The sequence below is a fragment of the Flavisphingomonas formosensis genome (assembly GCF_009755815.1).
Taxonomy (GTDB): domain Bacteria; phylum Pseudomonadota; class Alphaproteobacteria; order Sphingomonadales; family Sphingomonadaceae; genus Flavisphingomonas; species Flavisphingomonas formosensis.
The window spans coordinates 40,662-61,465 of sequence record NZ_WRPK01000006.1; the positions used below are offsets into that span (position 1 = coordinate 40,662).

The 20,804-nt window shown below is 64.1% G+C and carries 18 protein-coding genes; 10 read left to right on the forward strand and 8 right to left on the reverse strand.

The window, feature by feature from the left end; translation table 11 throughout:
• Positions 1-191: 191 nt before the first annotated feature.
• Entirely contained in the window at positions 192-1,022 is an 831-nt protein-coding gene (locus tag GQY20_RS16980) for an SDR family NAD(P)-dependent oxidoreductase (RefSeq protein ID WP_157218324.1), read from the reverse strand.
• A 506-nt stretch (positions 1,023-1,528) separates the two neighbouring features.
• Between GQY20_RS16980 and GQY20_RS16985 the strand changes: the two genes are divergently transcribed.
• On the forward strand, positions 1,529-2,620 hold the full coding sequence (locus tag GQY20_RS16985) for a GGDEF domain-containing protein (protein ID WP_232476113.1): 1,092 nt from the start codon (positions 1,529-1,531) through the stop codon (positions 2,618-2,620).
• A 170-nt stretch (positions 2,621-2,790) separates the two neighbouring features.
• Positions 2,791-4,062 carry a L,D-transpeptidase family protein gene (locus tag GQY20_RS16990; RefSeq protein ID WP_157218326.1) on the forward strand — a complete coding sequence of 424 codons (1,272 nt, stop codon included), beginning with the start codon at positions 2,791-2,793 and terminating at the stop codon, positions 4,060-4,062.
• Positions 4,063-4,329: 267 nt separating this feature from the next.
• Here GQY20_RS16990 and GQY20_RS16995 read toward each other — a convergent pair whose 3' ends face one another.
• Positions 4,330-4,674, reverse strand: coding sequence for a UrcA family protein (locus GQY20_RS16995; protein WP_157218327.1), 345 nt, complete (start codon positions 4,672-4,674; stop codon positions 4,330-4,332).
• A 237-nt stretch (positions 4,675-4,911) separates the two neighbouring features.
• On the opposite strand from GQY20_RS16995, the gene GQY20_RS17000 reads away from it, so the two are divergent.
• Positions 4,912-5,904, forward strand: coding sequence for a 2-dehydropantoate 2-reductase (locus GQY20_RS17000; RefSeq protein WP_157218328.1), 993 nt, complete (start codon positions 4,912-4,914; stop codon positions 5,902-5,904).
• A gap of 44 nt (positions 5,905-5,948) precedes the next feature.
• On the opposite strand, the gene GQY20_RS17005 is transcribed toward GQY20_RS17000, so the two are convergent.
• From GQY20_RS17005 to GQY20_RS17015, 3 genes are all read right to left on the reverse strand, one after another.
• Positions 5,949-6,839 (reverse strand): crotonase/enoyl-CoA hydratase family protein, encoded by an 891-nt coding sequence (locus GQY20_RS17005; RefSeq protein WP_157218329.1) that lies wholly within the window; start codon positions 6,837-6,839, stop codon positions 5,949-5,951.
• Between the two features lie 371 nt (positions 6,840-7,210).
• Positions 7,211-8,803, reverse strand: a complete 1,593-nt coding sequence (locus GQY20_RS17010) for an isocitrate lyase (RefSeq protein WP_157218330.1) — start codon at positions 8,801-8,803, stop codon at positions 7,211-7,213.
• Positions 8,804-9,044: 241 nt separating this feature from the next.
• Positions 9,045-9,296 carry a DUF5818 domain-containing protein gene (locus GQY20_RS17015; protein ID WP_157218331.1) on the reverse strand — a complete coding sequence of 84 codons (252 nt, stop codon included), beginning with the start codon at positions 9,294-9,296 and terminating at the stop codon, positions 9,045-9,047.
• Positions 9,297-9,565: 269 nt separating this feature from the next.
• On the opposite strand from GQY20_RS17015, the gene GQY20_RS17020 reads away from it, so the two are divergent.
• Entirely contained in the window at positions 9,566-10,045 is a 480-nt protein-coding gene (locus GQY20_RS17020; RefSeq protein ID WP_157218332.1) for a pyridoxamine 5'-phosphate oxidase family protein, read from the forward strand.
• 138 nt (positions 10,046-10,183) lie between these two features.
• Here the strand turns inward: GQY20_RS17020 and GQY20_RS17025 are convergent, their stop codons facing one another.
• Both GQY20_RS17025 and GQY20_RS17030 read right to left on the reverse strand, forming a co-directional pair.
• Positions 10,184-10,519, reverse strand: a complete 336-nt coding sequence (locus GQY20_RS17025) for a multiubiquitin domain-containing protein (protein ID WP_157218333.1) — start codon at positions 10,517-10,519, stop codon at positions 10,184-10,186.
• Positions 10,520-10,633: 114 nt separating this feature from the next.
• A complete protein-coding gene (locus tag GQY20_RS17030) occupies positions 10,634-11,626 on the reverse strand; it encodes a helix-turn-helix transcriptional regulator (RefSeq protein WP_157218334.1) in 993 nt (330 codons plus the stop codon).
• 200 nt (positions 11,627-11,826) lie between these two features.
• On the opposite strand from GQY20_RS17030, the gene GQY20_RS17035 reads away from it, so the two are divergent.
• The 6 genes from GQY20_RS17035 (at position 11,827) to trpA (ending at position 19,620) form a co-directional block, all read left to right on the forward strand.
• On the forward strand, positions 11,827-14,124 hold the full coding sequence (locus tag GQY20_RS17035) for a TonB-dependent receptor (RefSeq protein ID WP_198351028.1): 2,298 nt from the start codon (positions 11,827-11,829) through the stop codon (positions 14,122-14,124).
• Positions 14,125-14,171: 47 nt separating this feature from the next.
• Positions 14,172-14,963 (forward strand): tryptophan synthase subunit alpha, encoded by a 792-nt coding sequence (locus GQY20_RS17040; protein WP_157218336.1) that lies wholly within the window; start codon positions 14,172-14,174, stop codon positions 14,961-14,963.
• The gene (locus GQY20_RS17045) at positions 14,956-16,422 is read left to right on the forward strand and encodes a xylulokinase (RefSeq protein ID WP_157218337.1); all 1,467 of its coding nucleotides are present in this window, start codon (positions 14,956-14,958) and stop codon (positions 16,420-16,422) included. The genes GQY20_RS17040 and GQY20_RS17045 overlap by 8 nt, the downstream gene beginning before the upstream one ends.
• Before the next feature lie 80 nt (positions 16,423-16,502).
• Positions 16,503-17,486 (forward strand): AraC family transcriptional regulator, encoded by a 984-nt coding sequence (locus GQY20_RS17050; RefSeq protein WP_157218338.1) that lies wholly within the window; start codon positions 16,503-16,505, stop codon positions 17,484-17,486.
• 122 nt (positions 17,487-17,608) lie between these two features.
• Complete coding sequence (locus tag GQY20_RS17055) at positions 17,609-18,805, forward strand: pyridoxal-phosphate dependent enzyme (RefSeq protein ID WP_157218339.1); 1,197 nt, start codon at positions 17,609-17,611, stop codon at positions 18,803-18,805.
• On the forward strand, positions 18,802-19,620 hold the full coding sequence (gene trpA / locus GQY20_RS17060; protein ID WP_157218340.1) for a tryptophan synthase subunit alpha: 819 nt from the start codon (positions 18,802-18,804) through the stop codon (positions 19,618-19,620). Before GQY20_RS17055 ends, trpA begins: the two co-directional genes overlap by 4 nt.
• Here trpA and GQY20_RS17065 read toward each other — a convergent pair.
• Positions 19,592-20,782 (reverse strand): MFS transporter, encoded by a 1,191-nt coding sequence (locus tag GQY20_RS17065; protein ID WP_157218341.1) that lies wholly within the window; start codon positions 20,780-20,782, stop codon positions 19,592-19,594. The genes trpA and GQY20_RS17065 overlap by 29 nt on opposite strands.
• Positions 20,783-20,804: the final 22 nt, after the last annotated feature.

The following is a 20,804-nucleotide window of genomic DNA, read 5'->3' on the forward strand; positions in this document are numbered from 1 at the left end:
CCACTCCATCCCCGCCGCATAGCGATGATGAGCGGGAATGGGAATAGCGGAGGCGGGAAGCGGCTGCAGGGATCCGACGGCCTCAGCCTCGCTCGCGCATCATCATTGCGTCGGGCAGGAGAAGGTGCTCCTCCTCCACCACGTCGATCGGGATTTTCATCGTCGGGGGCCTTGCCGCGAGGCGATCGGCGTCAGTCGGCGGCGGAGGCGGAGTCGGTGACGACGCCCATCACCGTCCAGCGACCCTGCGGCGTGCGCTTGAAGATATTCTGGTTGTGACTGCCGCCGTCGACGAACATCTCCGATCCGGTTACCCAGGAGGAGAGCTCGGTGGCGAGATAGACGGCGGCACCGGCATGATCCTCCGGCCGGCCATAACGGTTGGTGGGCAGCATGCGGTTCGCGATCTCCTCCATCCCGGGCTTGATGATGTGCTTGAGCGGCACCTGCTCGCTGTCGGTGGTTTCCGGCGCGATCAGGTTGACGCGGATCTCGTCGTTCGCGAGCTCCAGCGCCATTGCCCGGGTGAAGCCCGTCACCGCATGTTTGAAGGTGGTGTAGGCGACGTTGTAAGGGCAGCCGCGGAAGCCCTCGATCGACGAGAGGTTGATGATGCTGCCGCCCTTTCCCGCCGCGCGCATCAGCGGCAGCATGGCGCGGGTGACCAGGAACATGTGGCGCAGGTTGATGTCGTGCTGCGCGTCCCATTCGGCATCCTCCATCTCATCCAGCGTCTTGAAGGTGTTGAGATGGTGGCCGACATTATTGACGAGGATGTTGAGCCTTCCGAAGCGTTCCGCGATTCGATCGCGCACCCGCTCGACCGCCGCGCGATGGCGAACGTCGGCCTCGACGATCTCGGCGGACGGAAACACAGCTCGCAGCTCGGCGCATTTGCCGGGGTCGATCTCCGCCACGGCAATCTCCGCACCGAGATCGGCATAGGCCTTTGCGATCGCCCGGCCGATGCCGGCACCGGCGCCCGTGACGAGCGCGACCTTGCCTTCCAAAGAAATGTTCATGCCTCGGATCCTCTTTCTCCCTGGCTCGATTGAGTCGCCGCCGCAGCCGGTCCTGACAATCGGGGAAAGCTTTGCGATCGCGCGAACAGTTATGTGATCGGTCGGCGCCGCATCTTTTGCGACATTTCCTGCCGGCGCATGCAACGATTCGCCATCCCCGGCGCTTTGGCATCGTGGACCAAGCCTCGCGTCCAGCCTCCTCTTGCGGATGAACGTGTCCGGAGCACGGGTAGGGCGCTGCCGATGCGAGGCCGATGCAGGAGCGTCATTATGTTCGACCGCTATGTCATGGTGGCAATCGGGTTTGGAATGGGGCTCGTCATGCTGTCGAGCATGTATCAGCCCTGAGCTGCGCCCAGCCGCTTTCTAGCGCGGCGCGACCCTCGGTCGCCCCTCGTCCACGGCGCACGCTGCTCATCCTTTCTTAACAAGGCGTTGGATAGGTTTACATTCCAGCGCCAGATATGTTCCAAACACTCGATCTTACCACTCTTCTGCTTTGCAGCATGCTGAGCAGCACAGCCTTCGGGCTTGTGTTTGCCGGGCTGTGGCGCGCGCGCCGTGCCGACCGCTATCTGTTGCACTGGTCGGCGAGTTCGCTTCTCTACGCCGTGGTGCTGATCAGTTTCCAGCTGCTTCGCGTCGAAGCCGTCCCCGCCGACAGCCCCCTTTTCAGCCTTCTCTACGGATTGTTCGGCCTCACCAACGTCCTGGTCGTCTCGGGCCTCAGGGCGCTGAGTGGCAGGCGGCCGTTCGCAGGCTGGATGCTCGCGCCGATATTGACTTCGGCGAGCGGTCACGCACTGCCCGTGATCGCCCTCTCCTTCTTCCCGGCCATGCCTGCAAGCGTTCTCCCTGCAGGGGAAACGGCCGGCCTTGCCATCGCCATGGCAATGACAGGCTGCGTCGTTCTGTTCGGGCCGGGCGGACGCAGCTGGACGGGTCAGCGGATTACCGCACTGGCGCTGCTTGGATATCTGCCGGGATATGCAATCGCCTTTGCCGGCGAGATCGGCTTCTCACCGTCCGTCAATCTCGTCGCGCTGATTCCCATGCTGTCGGACCAGCTTCTCCTCGGCGTGCTCAATCTCGGCCTGCTCGCCATTCCGGCCGAGCGTGCGCAGGCCCGCCTGCGTGAAGCTGCGCGGCGCGATCCTCTCACCGGCACCTGGAACCGAGCCGGTCTCGATGCCGCAGCCCATGGATTGCTCGTGCGAGGTGGCGCCGTCGTGGCGATCGACATCGATCATTTCAAGCTCATCAACGATCGGCGGGGTCATGCGGCGGGTGACGATGCTCTGGTCACGCTCGCACGGCTGGCGGTCGGGCTTGCCGAACGGTTCGGCGGAGAGATTGCGCGGGTCGGCGGCGACGAGTTCATCGCCATGCTGCCGCACGCGAGCGGTGAGCAGGCCCGTGCCTTCGCGGATCAGCTTCAGATCGTACTGCATGCGCAAGCGAGCAGGCTCGGCTGGACGATCAGCATCGGCATCGCGACCATCGCTGCGGGCGAAACCAGCCTCGAGGCCAGCCTCCGGCGCGCCGATGAGTCACTGTATCGCGCGAAGGCGCTCGGTCGGAATCGGGTGGCAGCCTGAAGCCGGTAAGATCCGGATCGTCCGCCTCCTTTCGCACCATGCCAGCTTTTTAACGGTACCTGCGCGTCGGTACCTTCGCGCTCCTCCCCGGTTTCGGCAATATCGCTGTCATTCCGAGGTGGAGCATTGTCGCAATCGCGGCGTTGTCCTTCCGCAAGCAGGAGAGCGGGATGCGCGGGGCGTTGCTGGGTGGATCATTGCTTCTTCTGGCCTTGCCGCTGAGCGGCTGCGATTTTGGAAACCCCCGTCCCGACAAGCCCTCCGTTGAGGTCAAGCTGGAGGAACCACATTGGACGGCGCAGACGGCGGACCAGCTTCGCCGGACGATTGCCGGTCGCGCCATCCATGGCCTGGATCGCCTTGCCTTCGATACCAGTGCCGCTGCCGGCACGACGGCGGGCGATGCCGCGTTGACTCGCGTCGCTCTCGCCTATGCGAACGCGCTGGCGCGGGGTGCAGCCGATCCTGCCAGGCTGTTCGCCGAATATACGCTGCCGCGCCCGGCAATCGATGCGCGCGCCGGGCTCATCCAGGCCCTCGACGCCGGGCGGCTCGACGTCTGGCTGGACGGGCTGGCGCCACAGAGCGACGATTATCGCAAGCTCTCCGCCGCCTATCTCGCCGCTGCGCCGGGTTCGGCCGTTCCCGTCACCGGCAAGCCGATCGGCCCGGGCGACAGCGATGCACGCGTGCCAGCAATTTCGGGCAGTGCGAAGGCACGCGCCATCGCTGTGGAGATGGAGCGGCTGCGTTGGCTCGACCGCATCGTGCCCGCCACCCGCATTGACGTGAACATCGCCACGGCCGAGCTAGAATATTGGCGTGACGGCATGTTGGCCGATAATCGGCGAGTGATTACCGGGGATTCCGACACGCAGACCCCGCAACTCGGCTCGCCCCTGTTCCAGCTGGTAGCCAATCCGACCTGGACCGTCCCGCGATCCATCCAGCGCCGGGAGTTGGCGGGAAAGGGCGACGACTATCTGCGTCGCCACAACATGCAGTGGAAGAACGGACGGATCGTGCAGCTTTCCGGACCGCAAAACTCGCTCGGTCTCGTCAAGTTCGGGCTGAAAAACCCCTATGCCATCTATCTGCACGACACACCGGCCAAGCATCTTTTCCATGAGAGCGAGCGGCAGCGCAGCCATGGCTGCGTTCGCGTGGAGGATGCGCTCGGCTTTGCCGACATGATCGCGCGGGACGAGGGCGTGTCGGAGCAGTGGCAGGCCGCCCGGTCGGGCGATAAGCAGCGCTTCGTATCATTGCCGCGCGAAATACCGGTGAGGCTCCTCTATCGCACGGTCGTTTTCGATAATGCCGGCGCCCCGGTGGTGCGGGCGGACCCTTATGGTTGGAACGATCGCATCGCGGCGAAGCTGGGCTTTGCCGTGCCGGCATCCCGCGAAGCAAGAAGCCAGCGGACCGATATCGGACCCTGAAGGAAATGGACGAGCAGTCTGCCTAATGTGAAACCGGCAATATCTGAATCGTCGACGGGTTCCCGCCCTCACTGAACCATGTCCTCAACAGCGATCGGCGCCAGCGCTGACGCCTTTCACAAAAGCACCGGCAGCGATCCGCGACGCGCGCGGATCGCCGCAGGAAAAGGAGACAGCGGGCTTCGATACGGTCAACCCGAAGGGGGGAGAGGCCTGTGTCCATCGGCATCATCCCGCCGACAGGCAGGACCGGCGCGCCGACATGTGTCAGCGGCCGGCAACCTCGATCGTCCGGTCGCGCTTCTCCTGAGCCAGTGCCTTGGCCTTGGAGATGATGGTGGCGAACTGGCTATCGGCGCTGCGCGATGCCTCGGTGCGGCAGCGCGTCACTTCCCTCGTCATCGTGAGATCGCGAACGTCGAGGTTGCCGCACATGTCGAGCGCTGCGCGATGGATGCGGTGACGAAGCTCGGCCTGTCCGCCCGCTTGTGAAAGATCGAGGTCGGCAAAGGAAACGGTCCGGGTCGGAACGTCCTGAGCCATGGCGGGAGCGATGGTTGCGGAGCAAACAAATGCGGCAGCGACGGCCGCAGCAGAAATGATGCGGATCATGATATGCCCTTTCTGGTCATGTCGAGGCGAGACCTTGCCGCCTTCGACATGGTTACTCTGCACGTCTCCGCGATTTGCCGATGTGAGGTGCGTCACGCCGGGAAATTAAAATTTCGACAGGTTCGAGATGTTGCCTTCACGGCATCCGGATGCCAGTTGCCGGCACCCGACCGGAGAAAAAAGGGCCTCCTTTGCCCACTATTTTTAATGATAGTGGCTGCACGTGAAGGAGCGCCGATGAAGGTCGGAATCGTGGGTGCCGGTGCAATTGGCACGTGGCTGGGCGTGCGGCTCGCCCGGAGCGGACACTCGGTCAGCGTGCTGGCGAGGGGCGCGACACTGGATGCGCTTCGCGCGGGACCGTGGCGGCTCGATATCGACGGCGAAACGGTGGTGGCTTCCGTCGCGGCTGCCGCTCAGGCGACGGATCTGGGGCGGCAGGACCTTCTCGTCCTCGCGCTCAAGGGGCCGGCTCTCGGCACGGTCGCGCCGCTGCTTGCGCCGATGATCGGCCCGGATACGATCATCTGCCCCGCCATGAACGGCGTTCCCTGGTGGTTCATGCTGGGGGGCGGGGGCGAACTCGCCGGAATGGCGCTCCATTCGGTCGATCCGGATGGCTCGATCGAGCGAGCGCTTCCCTTCGATTCGGTGATCGGCAGCGTCGTACATGCGTCCGTGGCCATCTGCGCTCCGGCGCATGCAGTGCACAAGGCGGGCAACAGGCTGATCCTCGGCGAGCCGGATGGCGCGCCGTCTGCGCGCCTCGCCTCGCTGGCTGACGCATTCACCGCCGCCGGCTTCGACATCGAAAGCAGCCCTCATGTGCGCAAAGACATATGGTATAAACTCTGGGGCGATATGACGATGAACCCGATCTCGGCATTCACCGGCGCGACCTGCGATCGGCTGCTCGATGATCCGCTGGTTGCCGATTTCGTCCTGGGGGTCATGGCCGAGGCGCAGGAAATCGGGGCGCGGATCGGATGTCCGATCGCCGAACATGGGCGGGATCGTATGGCGGTGACGCGTCAGCTCGGCGCGTTCAAGACGTCGATGCTGCAGGATGTCGAGGCTGGCAGGCCAATCGAGATCGATCAACTGCTTTCCGCGCCGCGGGAGCTTGCCGAGTGCCTCGGTATCGCGACCCCCAATCTCGACCTACTGACCGGCCTCACCCGTCTTTTCGCGCGCAGCCATGGGCTTTACCCGGGCTGCAATGCCTTTTGAGAGGCGGCGAAGCGCGCGGTTTCAAACTGGTTTGCGCCGTCCGTTCAGCCGCGCTCCGGGGGACGGTCCCAGGGATAGAAAGCGGGCATCTCGGATGCCTTGGCCGAAAAGCGAGGCGGGCGCTTCTCACGGAAGGCGCGGACGCCCTCCTTGCCGTCCGCAATGCTCGTATAGAAGACGGCGAGGGATTCGATTCGATGCGCCTCGATCGGCCGCGGCTCGGCGCTGTTGCGCCAGAGCATCTGACGGATCAGCGCAATGCTCTGCGGGGAGCGGTCCTTGACGAGAGATCGGGCAAAGGCACAGGCGTCCTCCATCAGCGTGTCCGGGGCGTGAAGCGAACGGACCAGTTTCTTTTCCAGCGCCTCCCGGGCATCGAATATGTCCGCGCGATATCCCCACTCGAGCGCCTGTTCGAGCCCGACGATGCGGGGGAGGAACCAGGAGGAGCAGGCTTCCAGCGTGATTCCCAGCTTGCCGAAGACGAATCCGAACCGCGCCGTGTGCGAGGCCAGGCGGAAATCCATCGGCAGCAACATGGTCGATCCGATGCCCACCGCCACGCCATTGACCGCGCCGACGATGGGCTTCAGGCAATCATACATGGCCAGCGTCACCCGGCCGCCGGTATCGCGCACACCGGCATGGATGGCGGGATCGTCGAGCTTGTCACGCATATCCTCGATCGTCGGACTGAGTGTCTCGTCGAGGCCGAAGACATTGCCGTCCACGGACAGATCCATCCCGGCGCAGAAAGCCTTGCCTTCGCCGGTCACGACGATCGCACCGATGCCGTCGTCCTGGCTCGCCCGTGCATAGGCATCGACGAGTTCGTCGCACATTTCGACCGTGAACGCGTTCATCCGTTCGGGCCGATTCAATGTCAGCCGGACTATGCCGTCATCGATTTCGTAGCGGATCGTCGAATAGGCCATCCATCCCTCCTGCGCATTCTCCCTCGTGCATTGCCGCTGCTGGCCACATTGTCCACCTCGTGGATCGCGGATGGCCCGGGGTGAGGGCGATGGAAGAGGGGTGCGGGCCGGCGAGACATTTGGGGCTTAGCGCCGACCCTGACCGGTCGTCCCACAGGGGTCGGGGCGGCGGCTGTGCCACTATTCGAGGGGCAATGTTGCGTTTGGATTTCAGATTGTAGCTGCTCGGCCGCGGAGGAGTGCCCGCTCGCCGGACGGTTGATAGACATCAAGCCCGGATCCACTGGCGTCTTACGCATCGCCGAAGTCAAAAACGGAAGCGGGGCACATCGCTGCGCCCCGCCCCCTTGCAACAGCTCTGTCGTTCGCCCTCAGGCGGCGAACTGGTTCATCGTGTTGTGGACGCCGCCGGCCTTTAGCGCGGCCTCGCCAGCGAAATAGTCCTTATGGTCGTCGCCAATGTCCGATCCGGACATGTTCTGGTGTTTCACGCAGGCGATGCCTTGACGGATTTCCTGACGCTGCACGTTGAGCACATAGCCCAGCATGCCGGCCTCGCCGAAATAGTCTTTGGCAAGGTTGTCGGTCGACAGCGCGGCGGTGTGATAGGTCGGCAGCGTGATCAGGTGATGGAAGATGCCGGCCCGCGCCGAGGCGTCCTTCTGGAAGGTCCGGATCTTCTCGTCCGCCTCGCCGGCCAACTCGGTCGCGTCATAGTCCGCGCTCATCAGCCGGGCTCGGTCGTAGCCGGAGAGGTCCCGCCCCTCCGCCGCCCAGCGGTCATAGACCTGCTGGCGGAAGTTGAGCGTCCAGTTGAACGACGGCGAATTGTTGTAGACCAGCTTGGCGTTGGGAACGACTTCGCGGATGCGGTCCACCATGCCGGCGATCTGCTCGATATGCGGCTTCTCGGTCTCGATCCACAGTAGGTCGGCACCATGCTGCAGCGAGGTGATGCAATCCAGCACGCAGCGATCCGCACCGGTGCCCTCGCGGAACTGATAGAGGTTCGAGGGCAGGCGCTTCGGGCGCATCAGCTTGCCGCTGCGATTGATGATCACGTCGCCGTTGACGGTCGAAAGGTCGGTGATCTCCTCGCAGTCGAGGAAGGCGTTGTACTGATCTCCCAGATCGCCCGGCTCGCGGCTGAACGCGATCTGCTTGGTAAGGCCGGCGCCGAGCGAGTCGGTGCGCGCGACGATGATGCCGTCGTCAACGCCCAATTCGAGGAAGGCGTAGCGGCAGGCGCGGATCTTCGCGAGGAAGTCCTCGTGCGGAACGGTGACCTTGCCGTCCTGATGGCCGCACTGCTTTTCGTCCGAAACCTGATTCTCGATCTGCAGCGCACAGGCACCCGCCTCGATCATCTTCTTGGCAAGCAGGTAGGTCGCCTCGGCGTTGCCGAATCCCGCATCGATGTCGGCGATGATCGGCACCACATGGGTCTGGTGATTGTCGACCGCTGCGAGCAGCTGCTTTTCCTTCAGCGTGTCGCCAGCTTCGCGCGCCGCGTCGATCTCGCGGAACATCATGCCCAGTTCGCGGGCGTCCGCCTGGCGCAGGAAGGTGTAGAGTTCCTCGATCAGCGCGGGCACCGACGTCTTCTCATGCATCGATTGGTCGGGTAGCGGGCCGAATTCCGAACGGAGGGCAGCGACCATCCAGCCCGACAGATAAAGGTAGCGACGCTCGGTCGAGCCAAAATGTTTCTTGATCGAAATCATCTTCTGCTGGCCGATGAAGCCATGCCAGCAACCGAGCGATTGGGTGTAGGCGGCCGGGTTGGAGTCATAGGCGGCCATGTCGCGGCGCATGATGGCGGCTGTATATCGCGCGATGTCGAGCCCCGTGCGGAAGCGGTTCTGCAGGCGCATGCGGGCCACCGCCTCGGCGCGAATTCCGTCCCACGCGCCGTCCTGGCGCCCGATCAGCTGATCGACCTGTGCGATGTGTTCCCAATACATTGCCGTTCCCTCTGAAGCAGTGTTGGAAAAATCCATACAGACAGAACCGAGGGATAGCCTCACAAATGCACAAAATTCCGTGTCTTCAGGTCAACAGAAGAGTGGATCATGAGGTAAACTTGTAATTTATTGACAAGCCATTTAAAACATCGTGCAGGCGAGCTGCCGATGCCTCTCTGATGAGGTAAGCGGTCGCAGATCAGCGGCTCAGGGTGCGGATCGCGCGAAATATGTCCCAGAGTCAGCGACGCCGTCCTGTTGGCGCGATCGACTGCACCCAGATCAGGTCCTTTCCGTAAAGGCGCCCGACAATCTCCACCTCCTCGTCGAGAAGATGGAGAGGCACTGGCTCGATCTCGAGCCACGCATCGGTCCCGCCGCCGTCCCGAAGTGCGAAGCAACCGCCCTTGGCAATGAAATGCCCCACTTTTCGGCAGGCTGCCCGCACATCCACGCGTTCTGCGACGAAGGTCGACCGGTTCTTTTGCAGCATTGACAGCTCCTGTCCGATTGCAGGCCTGTCCTCTCCTGACACGATGTTTACGCCTATGGCGCAGCGATACAATGGCCAATTGATGATGAGGCATGATGGCGAGCAGGCCCTTTCCAGGCACCGTTCGGCTCATTCAGGGCACGTTTCACAGGCAATCATTGATCTGCATCAATATAAAAGGAAAATAGCTCCGATGGCCGCACAATTCGCGATTCAAAGAATGGAGACTTTGGGAGCCCTCCGCGTTGAGCGCGCGAGAGGAGATCGACATGACCGACCAAGCCGAACTGAAGCGTGACCTGTGGAAGAAGATGTCTCAAAGCCCCTTCGTAATGATCGGGCTGACCGGCGGCGGCCAGCATAGCGAGCCGCTTACCGTTCAACTTGACAAGGATCAGGTCGACACGCTGTGGTTCTTCATCGGTCGGGATAATCGACTCGCCAAGGGCGGCGATGCCATGGCGCAGTTTGTGTCGAAGGGTCATGATTATTTTGCTTGCCTGGCCGGCCGCGCACAGCTCGACACCAATCGAGCAATGATCGACAAGCTCTGGTCGAAGCAGACAGAGGCCTGGTTTCCGGGCGGCAAGGACGATCCCAACCTGGCTCTGTTGCGTTTCGACATAGACAGCGCGGAACTGTGGGAAGCGGATGTATCACTGTCTGGCAAGTTGAAGATGCTCTTCGGCGGAAAGATCGAGCCCAGCGAAGAGGGCAGTCACGCAAGGGTCGCAAGTACGGCGGTCTGATCAGCTCGGCCAATTTCGAAGCAGCTATATTCATCCGGCCAATGGCCGATGAGATGAACGGGCAACGCCGCGATTCGCTATCCTTGTCATCTGGCGAGATTGCGAATCGCGGCCTGAACGCTTGGTCTATTGCCTGCTTCAGGCAGCGATCGGCATATGGCCTGGAAGAGTCCACACACAATCAGACACCCGCACTGTGAAGCGTGCGCCGTCGTGCGGGGAGCGGAAAAAGCCAGCGCCCTCGCGGATGCGGAAGAAGGCCACGCGGTCTTCGCTCATGTCCACCCGGTCGGTCGACCCCAGCAAAACGCTTTCCCCATAGATTTCCCAGACCACCGAAGCGGTCGCGGCATGCGATCCGCTGAGTGCCATCACGTCGCTTGCCGTCAGCGTCCGCTTGTCGGTCGTGTAGAGGCGCCCGTCCACATCCACTACGTAGCGGCCCATGCCAATGCTCTGAGATCCGAATTTCATCGTCATCCTCCGCTTGATCGCGTCGAATGGATATTGGCTTAAGGACATGTCAAAAGCTGTCACCCTGCATTGAGCCCCGCAAAAAACATCTTTGGCCTCGCTTCCCGCTTCGCATCAGGGCAGGGCAGGAAAGTCGCTCCGCCGATAATGTTCGGCCATGGCCCTTAGCGCCTCCGGCGCGAGCACCTCGACCGCCGTTCCCCAGGAATAGAGATGCCAGCACATTTCGAGATAACCGGAAGCGCGGAACCGCACGATTAATGCTCCGTCTTCGAGCTCTTCGAGCTGCTGGGTGGGATGAAAGATGTAGCGCCTCGCATGCGCTGCCGCATCGCGTGTGAACTTCCAGACGACCTCGCCATATTGGCGGCTATCCTCATAGGAGCCGAAGGCAAGCGCGGCATGTTTGCGGATGCTGAAGTCGGGATCGATCTCGAAGCCTTCCTCCATAAGCTCCGCTTCGTAGATTTCCTCGACGCGATAATGACGCAGCCGCGAATTGGGCTTCGCGGTGTCGCGTGCAACCAGATATCTGCGGACGCCGAGCAGAAGACCGTGCGGTGCCACGATCCGCTCGCTGGGCACGTCCTCGGCTCGATTGCGATAGACGATCCGTAGCAGCTGCGGACCTTTCAGCGCTTCCGAGATCGCGGCGTCCACCGTCGATATGGCGGCGGGCCGCGGGCCGGGCCGCACCGCATGGCCGAGCGCTTCGAGCAGCGCCTCTTCATCCACGGCAAGCCTCGTGCCGGCGCCCGGCGGAATAAGTGCCCTGACCTTGCGTTCGAGCTGGCGTGCCGTGTCGGCCTCGCTCGCCATGCCCTGCGCGTCGAGCGCAGCGATCGCCGTTGAAAGCGCAGCCAGCTCCTCGGCCGAAGGCGTCAATAGCGGGGCGATCACGCGGGCCGGCAGGATCCAGCGGGCGCGGCGATCCTCGTCGAACCGTTGCTCGGTGGCGGGGAAGCTCGCCTGCAGCGCATCGGACATCCGCTGTGCGGTCCGATGCGAACAGGCGAAGACCTCTTCGATCTCGGCAAGGGATACGCCGCGGCTGCGGGTTGCGAGCATCGCCAGTTGCAGGAGTAACTGTGCCTTCGCAAATGACATGCCGGGTCTCTCCATGACGGCGCCGTTCCCGCTTGTGGCATGGCATCCGGTTTCGGGGAAAGTATCCGCAGCCATTGGAGCCGGCAGCTATGCCACGGAAGTTGGATATCCTGCACCGCCAGCGGATAGACCAGCACGCGATTATCGGTCCTTATCCTCCCGGTGAAAGCGGCTCAATAACGGCCGAGTTGGGGGAAGACATGACGACGAAACTTGTCCGCACATCCGATCGGCATCTGTTGCTGAGCGTTGCCGCACTTGCCTTGACAGCGGGCGCCACGCCTGCCCTGGCGCAGACGGAAACGCCCTCCGCGAGCCCGTCCGAAGCTCGGCCCGCAGATGCCGGCGTCGGTGACATCGTGGTCACCGCGCGGCGCCGGGAGGAGACGCTGCAGAAGGTGCCCGTCTCGATCACCGCCTTCACCGCCAAAGATCTCGCGTCCCGGCAGGTCGACAATATCTCCCAGATTGCCGGATCGACCCCGAACCTGGTGTTCAATTCCTCCGCGCCCGTTTCGGGCAGCAACACCGCCGCCTCCATCTTCATCCGCGGCATCGGCCAGACCGACTTCACGCTGGTGACCGATCCGGGCGTCGGCCTCTATCTCGACGGCGTCTATATCGCGCGCTCGGTCGGCGGCGTGCTCGATCTGGTCGACGTGCAACGCGTCGAGGTGCTGCGCGGCCCGCAGGGCACGCTGTTCGGAAAGAATGCGATCGGCGGCGCGATCAACATCACCTCTGCGCCCCCGAGCGGAAAATGGGACGCATCGCTGCAGGTGACGACCGGCAGCCGGAACCGGATCGACGTAAAGGGCGTGATTGACGTTCCCATCACGGACAATATGGCGCTGCGCGTCTCTGGCGGTGAGCTCAGCCAGGGCGGCTATGTCCACAATGTCGGCGGCCCCAAGCTTGGCAATACCAATGCTCAGCTGGCGCGCGCCGCGCTTCATTGGGAGCCGGTCGATCGGCTTAAGATCGACATCAACGGCGATTATACGCGGCGGCGCGAGCAGGCGCAGGCGATGAAGCTGCTCGATTTCAATCCGAATGCCGGTGCGCCGACCTTCGGTCCGTTCAACGGCGTGATCGCGCCCGCATTCGGCTATCCGCAGTTCGACTCCCGCTACACCGAGGGCGGGCCCTATCAGACTTTCCAGGGTCGCAACCCCAATGCCATATCCAATCTCAACCTGTTCGGCGTGTCGGGCACCATTCAATATGCGCTCGACGACGCGCTGACGATCAAGTCGATCACCGCCTATCGGAAGTTTGATAGCCAGTTCGGCCGGGATTCGGACAATTCACCCTATACGATCGTCGAAACCTATGACGATATCCATCATCATCAGTTCAGCCAGGAACTTCAGCTCTATGGCAGTCTGCTCGACGGCAAGCTCGATTATCTGCTCGGCGGATATTATTTCAAGGAAAGCGGCAACGATCTTAATGACGTCTACACCTCGGTAATCCTCATCAAGAGCGGCGGCGCGGCGTCGACCCGCAGTGCGGCTGGCTTCGTGCATCTCACCTATCACGCCACGGACAAGCTGCGGATCACCGGCGGCGTGCGCTACACCAACGAGAAGAAGACTTTCCTGCCCGATCAGCAGGTGATCTTCTATGATTATACCCAATCGCTCTTCGGTGGCGCGGGCTTCACCGACGGGCAGCGCATCCTGCCGGAAGTGAAGTCCACCCGCACGTTCGACAATGTCTCGGCACTGGCAGGGATCGACTATCAGTGGACCAATCGGTTCATGACCTATTTCTCCTTCTCGCAAGGCTTCAAGTCCGGAGGTTTCAACCAGCGCGTGTTTCCGCCGCGCAGCGAACCGGGCTCGTTCGATCCGGAAACCGCCAACGTCTATGAAGTGGGCCTGAAATGGTCGAACGACCCCGGCACGATCCGTTTCGATGCCGATGCATTCTACACCCAGTACAAGGATATCCAGGTCAAGATCATCGACGTCGTCGCGCCGGGAACTGGCAATGCCGCGCGCGGACGGATCTATGGCGCCGAGGCGGAGTTGACCGCAAAGCCTATCCCGGCGCTGACTCTCAACGCTTCGGCGGGCTATCTCAACACTGCCTATACGAAGTTCGCCGCGAATTTCGATCCGACACAGGGGATCACCAAGAACAACCGCTTCGTGAATTCACCCAAATGGTCGCTGGCCGGCGCGATTTCCTATGTGATCCCGGCTGGCTCGCTGGGCGACATCACCCTGCGCGGCGACTGGTCCTATCGCTCCAAGGTCTATAACGATGCGGCGAACAGCGAGCGTATCGCACAGCCCGGCTTCAGCCTGTTCAACGCCAATGTGATCCTCGATACGCATGACAAGCTGTGGCAGGTGTCGGTAGGCGTGAAGAATATCGGCAACAAGGCCTATCTGCTCACCGGCAACGACGAATATAACGGCTTTGGTTATGTCGAGGGCGTCTATGGCCGGCCGCGCGAGTGGAACCTGACGGTGAAGCGGTCCTTCTGATCCGCGCGCCATTCCCTTTCCTCCCGTATCTCATGACGGATGCCGACATGACGCGCGTTGCCGCCCACATGTGCCTGGGCAAGAATCGATTGGATCGGAAAGCCCAGGTCGGCCGGCCGCTGCTCGCCTGCTATTTCCCGATGGGCGATCCGCTATTCGAAGGGGATATGCGGGACATTTATGCCGGCGAGGGCGTGGACATCGTCGAACTCGGCATGCCGACGCCTCACCCCCATCTCGATGGGCCGGACATAGCCGGCGCCATGGCACGCGCGCTGACGAGTCCGGTCGACAGCTATATGCGGCTGGCGGAGATGGCCGAATGGCTATCGCTCGATTCAGCCCGGCCGGCGGGCGTATGCATGGCCTATCAGGATCTCGATATGATGCGGATCGCGCCGGCGACGCTCGACGTGATGGACGGCCTGCTGTTGATCGGTCGCGCGGCGCGCCGCGATGCGGCGATGATCGAGGCCTTGTGCGAGGTCCACGACGTGCGCGAGTGCGGCCTCGTGCCGCTGGGCTTTTCCGCGGCGGAGGCCGGTGCTGCCACGGCCTATGACGGCTATGTGATGATGCAGGCTGCATCCGGGCCTACGGGGCCGCGTCTCGCCCTCGACGCGGGCCTCGGCACGGCGATTGCTGGATTGCGGCAAGCGGGCATCACCCGCCCGATCCTCGCCGGTTTCGGTATCGGAACGCCGGAGCAGGCGCGCGAGGCGATTGACAGCGGTGCGGACGGCGTGGTGATCGGATCGATGTGCATGCGCAAGGCGATGGCAGGACGTGCTGCCATCCGCGGCTTCCTGCGTGACGTGCGGGCAGCGCTCGATGCCTGAGGCCGGTCTCGTGCTCGGTGTCGATCTCGGCACCACGTCGCTCAAGGGCTCGCTGTTCGATGTGCAGGGCCGGCTGATTGCCGATCACTCGACCGTCTATCCGACGACGCGCCATGCCGATGGCCGTGTCGAGCAGGATCCGGGCGACTGGCTCGATGCGTTCTGGACAGTTGTCGATGTGCTGCTGGACGGGCGGGATCCGGCCGGCCTGATTGCGCTCGGCATCTGCAGCCAGGTGAATACCAACGTGTTCGTCGATGACGAGGGGCGGGCGCTGGCTCCGGCGATCACCTGGCTTGACGGCCGCTGCGAAGGTGAGGCCGCGCGCCTCGATGCCTTGGTCGACGATACCGCGCGGCATCGCTGGTGGCCCTCCGGAATGGCGATCAGCGCGAGCCACACGCTGCCGCGCATGGCGTGGATGGCGGCGGTGCACCCCGGCATCTGGAACCGCACGGCCAAGGTACTGTCGCCCAAGGATTTCCTGCTGCGGCACCTGACCGGCCAGTGGACCGCCGATGCGCCGGCGGCCTTCGATCTGGTCGATATGCAGGGCCGCTACATACCGGAGCTGCTTGCCCTCGTGCCGGGAGCGGCGGCACGGCTGGCGCCGCTCGCTTCCTATCGCAGCGTCATCGGCCGGGTTTCCCATCCGCGCCTGCCCGGGTGCAGGGCGATGGTGGTCAACGGGACGATGGATGCGCTCGGCTGCCTGTTCGGATCCGGCGCGAGCGGTCCGGGCGAAGGCAGCTATATCAGCGGCACTTCCGAGATCATCGCGATGATCGGAGATCGGCCGGGCAGCGCGCCGGGGATTGTCAGCTTCGTCCCGGTGGACGACTGGCACGTCCAGGCCGGACCGACCCAGAGCGGGGGCGATACCCTGCGATGGCTGGCGGAGCTGCTGTCGCTTCCCTTTCAGGACGTGCTGGCGCTGGCGGCAACGGCGGATCGTAGCGGGGCGGGAGACGAGATACTCTTCCTGCCGCATCTGGAGGGCGAGCGCGCGCCGTTCTGGGATTCGCGGGCGCGGGGCAGCTTCCTCGGCCTGCGCTCGTCGGACGGGCCCGCCGCGCTCGCCCTCGCCGCGCTCGAAGGCGTCGCGCTCTCCGCCGGGCTGATCTTTTCCGGATGCGCGCAGGCGGTTGGACACAGGCCCGACGCGCTCTATCTCGGCGGCAAGGGCAACCGATCGGATCTCTGGGCGCAGATTCGGGCCGACGTGCTCGGCATCCCGCTGCACCGTGTGGATTGTCTCGATACCGGCGCCGTCGGCGCGGGAATCATGGCGGGGGTCGGTGCGGGTCTTTTCCCGAGCATCGCTGAAGCATCGCGCGCCTTCGTGCGGATCGAGCGGACCTTCGTGCCCGATCCCGCCCGGCGTGCGCGCTATGATCGGCTCACCCGGCGCTATCTTGTTGCCTATCAGCAACTCAAGCCATTTTACGCCTTGGAATAAGGGATTTCGGCTATTGTTTAGCCTTGAAGGAATCGCGCATTTGCGACAGATTTGTTGCTCCCGGCCGCGGAGAAAGATCGATGTTCGCAGTGCCTTTGGTGCGACCCCTCTCTACCAGGGTTAGCTATCAGTCGATCCGGCTCGACGACTTCAGCTCCTATCTGTCGGGGGCCTATTGCACGCATCGCGTTTTCAAGCGGGGACGCGGCGGAGCGGTAGATGCACGGCATCACCGCGTCTCGCTGGGCAATATATCGCTCAACTATTTGCAATATGGGGCCGAAGTGGAAATCGATCCCGGCCTTTTCGAAACCTTCTACATGTTGGAATTGCCCGTCTCGGGATGGGTGGATCTCGATCATTGCGGCAAGACGGTGCGCAACCAGACGGGCTTTGCGACGATCCTGTCGCCGACCGAGCCGGTGCGATCGATCTGGTCGCAGGATTGCGGCCAGCGGATGATCAAGATTTCTCGAGCGACGGTCGAGCGCCAGGTGGGCCGCATGCTGGGCCGCGCGATCACCGAGCCGGTGGTGTTCGACACTTTGATCGATCTGTCGCGAGAGCCGGGGGGATCGATCGTCCGGCTCTGCAATTTCCTGTTCGATCAATATGAGATGGATCCGGGCTTGTTCGGCGAGCGGCGCGTTTCCGAAGAAATCGAGAATGCGCTGATCACGCTGCTGTTGCTCGGCCAGCCGAACAATTATTCAGGGCCGCTCGCCGCCAGCAACAGCGGAGCGGTGCCGCGGCACGTGCGCCGCGCGCTCGACTATATCGAGCAGAATCTGCGCGAGGAGATCAGCATCGAGGCCGTTATCGAAGCGAGCGCGGTCAGTGCACGTGCCCTCTATGCCGGGTTCGAGCGGTTCGTCGGCACGCCACCCCAGCTCTATATCCGCAACCGGCGGCTTGATGGGGTGCGCGGCGCGCTGTCCGAAGCCTGTGCGCCGACGACGGTGAGCGAGCTGGCGCTGGAATGGGGCTTCACCCATCTCGGTCGCTTCTCCTCCGAATATCGTCGGCGGTTCGGCGAATTGCCGTCGGATACGCTTCGGCGCTGATTGCGGCGGCGCGATAGCGCCCGTCATCCGATCCCGGCGCAGCTTGTCCACTGGCCGCGGTGAATGCCGGTGTGCTTTTCTCCGGCGCTGGCGGGTGCGCGCCGCCCATGGTTCATCGGCGCATGACCAACCAGATAGTGACGGTGCCCTGCCACAGCCGGGGCCGCTTTGCCGGTCGTCCCGGCGAAGCCTTTGGCGGGCAATTCGTCGCACCCATATTGTTGCCCGTCCTCGATCGGCTGGAGGCGGCCTATCGCGAAGCCCGCGCGGATCCCGTCTTCCGCGCGACGTTCGACAGGCTGCTCGCCGATCATGTCGGGCGACCGACGCCGCTGAGCCTGATCGAGCTCGGGGATGCCGGCGCCGCCCGGCTGTTCTTGAAGCGCGAGGATCTTTCGAACAGCGGCGGCAGCTATGGCGGCGGCGTGCTCGGGCAATGCCTGTTGGCGCAGCGCATGGGGATGGGAGCGGTGGTCGCCGACACCGGATCCGGCGATCATGGCGTGGCCGTGGCGGCCACCGCGTCGCGGCTCGGCCTCGCCGCAACGATCTATATCGCCGATCCGGCGGGACGTTCCCAGCTCGCTATGGTCGATCGCATGCGGGCCTTTGGCGCCACGGTCGCGATGGTGCCCGGAGAGGCGAGCATGCTGCACCATGCGATGAGCGGCGCGATCCAGCATTGGATGGCCCATGGCGCCGATTGTCTTTACGTCGCTGGTGCGCCGATCGGGCCGCATCCCTATCCCACTCTGGTGCGTGATTTCCAGGCCGTGATCGGCCGGGAGGCGCGGGCGCAGATCGTCGAGCGCACGGGCGCGCCGCCCGCTGTCGCAATTGCGACGATGGATGGAGGCGGAGCGGCCGTGGGGCTGTTCGGCGCATTGCTCGACGATGCGACGCGCCTGATCCTGGTGGAGCCGGAGGGCGATGGCGGCAGCCGCAGCGCCGCGCCGCTCAGCCATGGCCGGCCCGGCGTGCTGCACGGCGCCTACACGCTGCTGCTGCAGGATGCGGACGGGCAGCTGTGCGACATACGCGCGCTAGCGCCCGGCGCGTCCTATCCAGCCGCCGGACCGGAACTGGCCGCCTGGGCTCGCGCCGGCCGGATCGAGGTCGCGCGCATCGCGGACGGCGATGCGATCGCCAGCCTGCGCTGGGCGGCGCGGCATTACGGGCTGCTCATGTCGCTCGAATCCGCTTACGGGGTCGCCCACGCGCAGAGGATGGCGGCCACTGCCGCGACGGGAACGGCGATCGTCTGCGTGCTCAATGGAGGCGGCACCAAGGATCTGCCGCTGGTGGAGCGCCACGGATGAGCCGCCGTCTCACGCGGCGCTTCGTCGAGCGCCGCCAACAGGGCCGGGCCGCGCTGATTTTCTATCTTGCCGCGGGCGATCCTTCGATCGCGCTGGCGGCGGACATGCTCCACGCGGTCGTCGCAGGCGGCGCCGATATCATCGAGCTCGGTTATCCCTTTTGTGATCCAATCCTCGATGGCCCGGTCATTCGTCTCGCCAATCGGCGCGCGCTGGATGCCGGCGGGTCGCTGGACGCTACGCTGGCGATCGTCCGTCGCTTTCGCGCGCGCGATGCCGACACGCCGATCGTGCTGATGGGTTATGCCAATCCCCTTTTGTCGCGAGACGGCGCCGTGTTCGCCTACATTGCCGATGCGGGCGCTGACGCGCTGATCATTCCCGATCTGCCACTGCGTGAGGCCGCTGCGCTGCTGCCGGCGATCGCGGCGGCGGGCCTTGCTCTCGTCCCGCTCGTCTCGCCGGATGGTATGACGGATGCGAACCTCGCGGCCAGTCCGGGAGTGGGCGGCTTCAGCTACTGTGTCGCTCAGGCCGGGCCGACCGGCGGCGCCGCCCCGGACACCGGACAGGTGCGCGCCGCAGTCGCGATGTGCCGGGCCTTGTCGGATCGACCAGTGGCGGTCGGCTTCGGAATCAAGACGCCGGCGCTGGCTGCCGAGATCGCGGCGGTTGCGGACGGCGTCATCGTAGGATCGGCGCTGGTCGACCGGATCCGGGCAATGGGCGACGAGGATGTGGACGCGGCCGCACTGTTTGCCGCGATCGCGGACTTCTGCCGGACGTTCAGGACCGCGATCGACGGGCGATCGTGAAAGCGATGGCGACGCAGGCCAGGCAGGCGAGCGGCGCCACGATCGCCTGTCCGTAGAGCCGGGCTATCGGCGTGGCGCCTCGCAGCGCGCCGACGGCGTAGGAGCCGATGCCCACGCCCACCATCATCGCTGCGGTGAGCATCGAGGCGATCCAGGAAATGGCGCGTGGCGTGCGGGCGGCGGTGAAGGCGACGAGCATCGGGAAGAAGGCCGAACAGGCCAGACCGGCCAGACCGAAGCCCGCATAGGCGGCGCCGCTTCCTTCGACATGCGGCAGCAGCAGCAGCGCGGCGGCCATGGCGCAAGGCAGTACCGCAAGGAACAGGATCGGCGGCAGCCTGACCGCGATCAGCGAGGCGAGCAGCCGGCCGCCGGTGATCGCTGCCCAGAAGCAGGTCAGCGCCAGCGCGGCGTCGCGGGCCGCGAGGCCGCGTTCCTCGGTGAGGAACACTGTCGCCCAGTTGGAGAATGTGCCCTCGGCCACCGAGTAGAGCATGGCAGCGGCGGCACAGGCCCAGAAGAAAATGGTCCTGCCCGGATGGCGCGTGTTGCCCACCGTATCGCCCGGCACTTCGTCGGGGATCGGAAAGCGAGTGGACAGGGCGATCAGGAACAGCAGCCCGCTGACCACCGCCAGCAGCCCGGGTCCGGCGATCCACATTCCCCTGTCAGCAAGCGCCGCGAAGAAGACGGGAGCCACGGTCAGCCCCGCACCCGCGCACATGTGCAGCGCCGTCACCGCGGCGCCCTGTCGGGCGGGGAAGAGCAAGGCGGCGAATGCGTTGAGCGGTCCGCCGCCGAAGCCGAAGCCGAAACCGAAAGAGGCGGTGCCCATCATGATGAGGAGAAGGGCAAGGCTTGGTGCGACCAGGCTTGATGCGGCGAGCAGCGCCTCCGCGATCGCGAAGCAGGCCAGCGCGATCAGGAACATGCCGCGCAGGGAGAGCCGGCGCTCGATCGCTCCGCCGGCGAGCGCGCCGAGCACGGATGCGGCGAGCTGCGGGATATAGATCGCGCCATATTGCTCGTTAGAGAAATGATGGAGCGCGCGCAGCACGACGCTGCTCGCCGGGAAGCTCACCAAGGTGAGACCGATGACCAGGCCGCCGGCATAAGTGCAGAGCGCCGGAGCGAAGCGGTGGAGAAGGGGCCGTTGCGTCATGGGGCGCGTTCCGTTTCGCGAG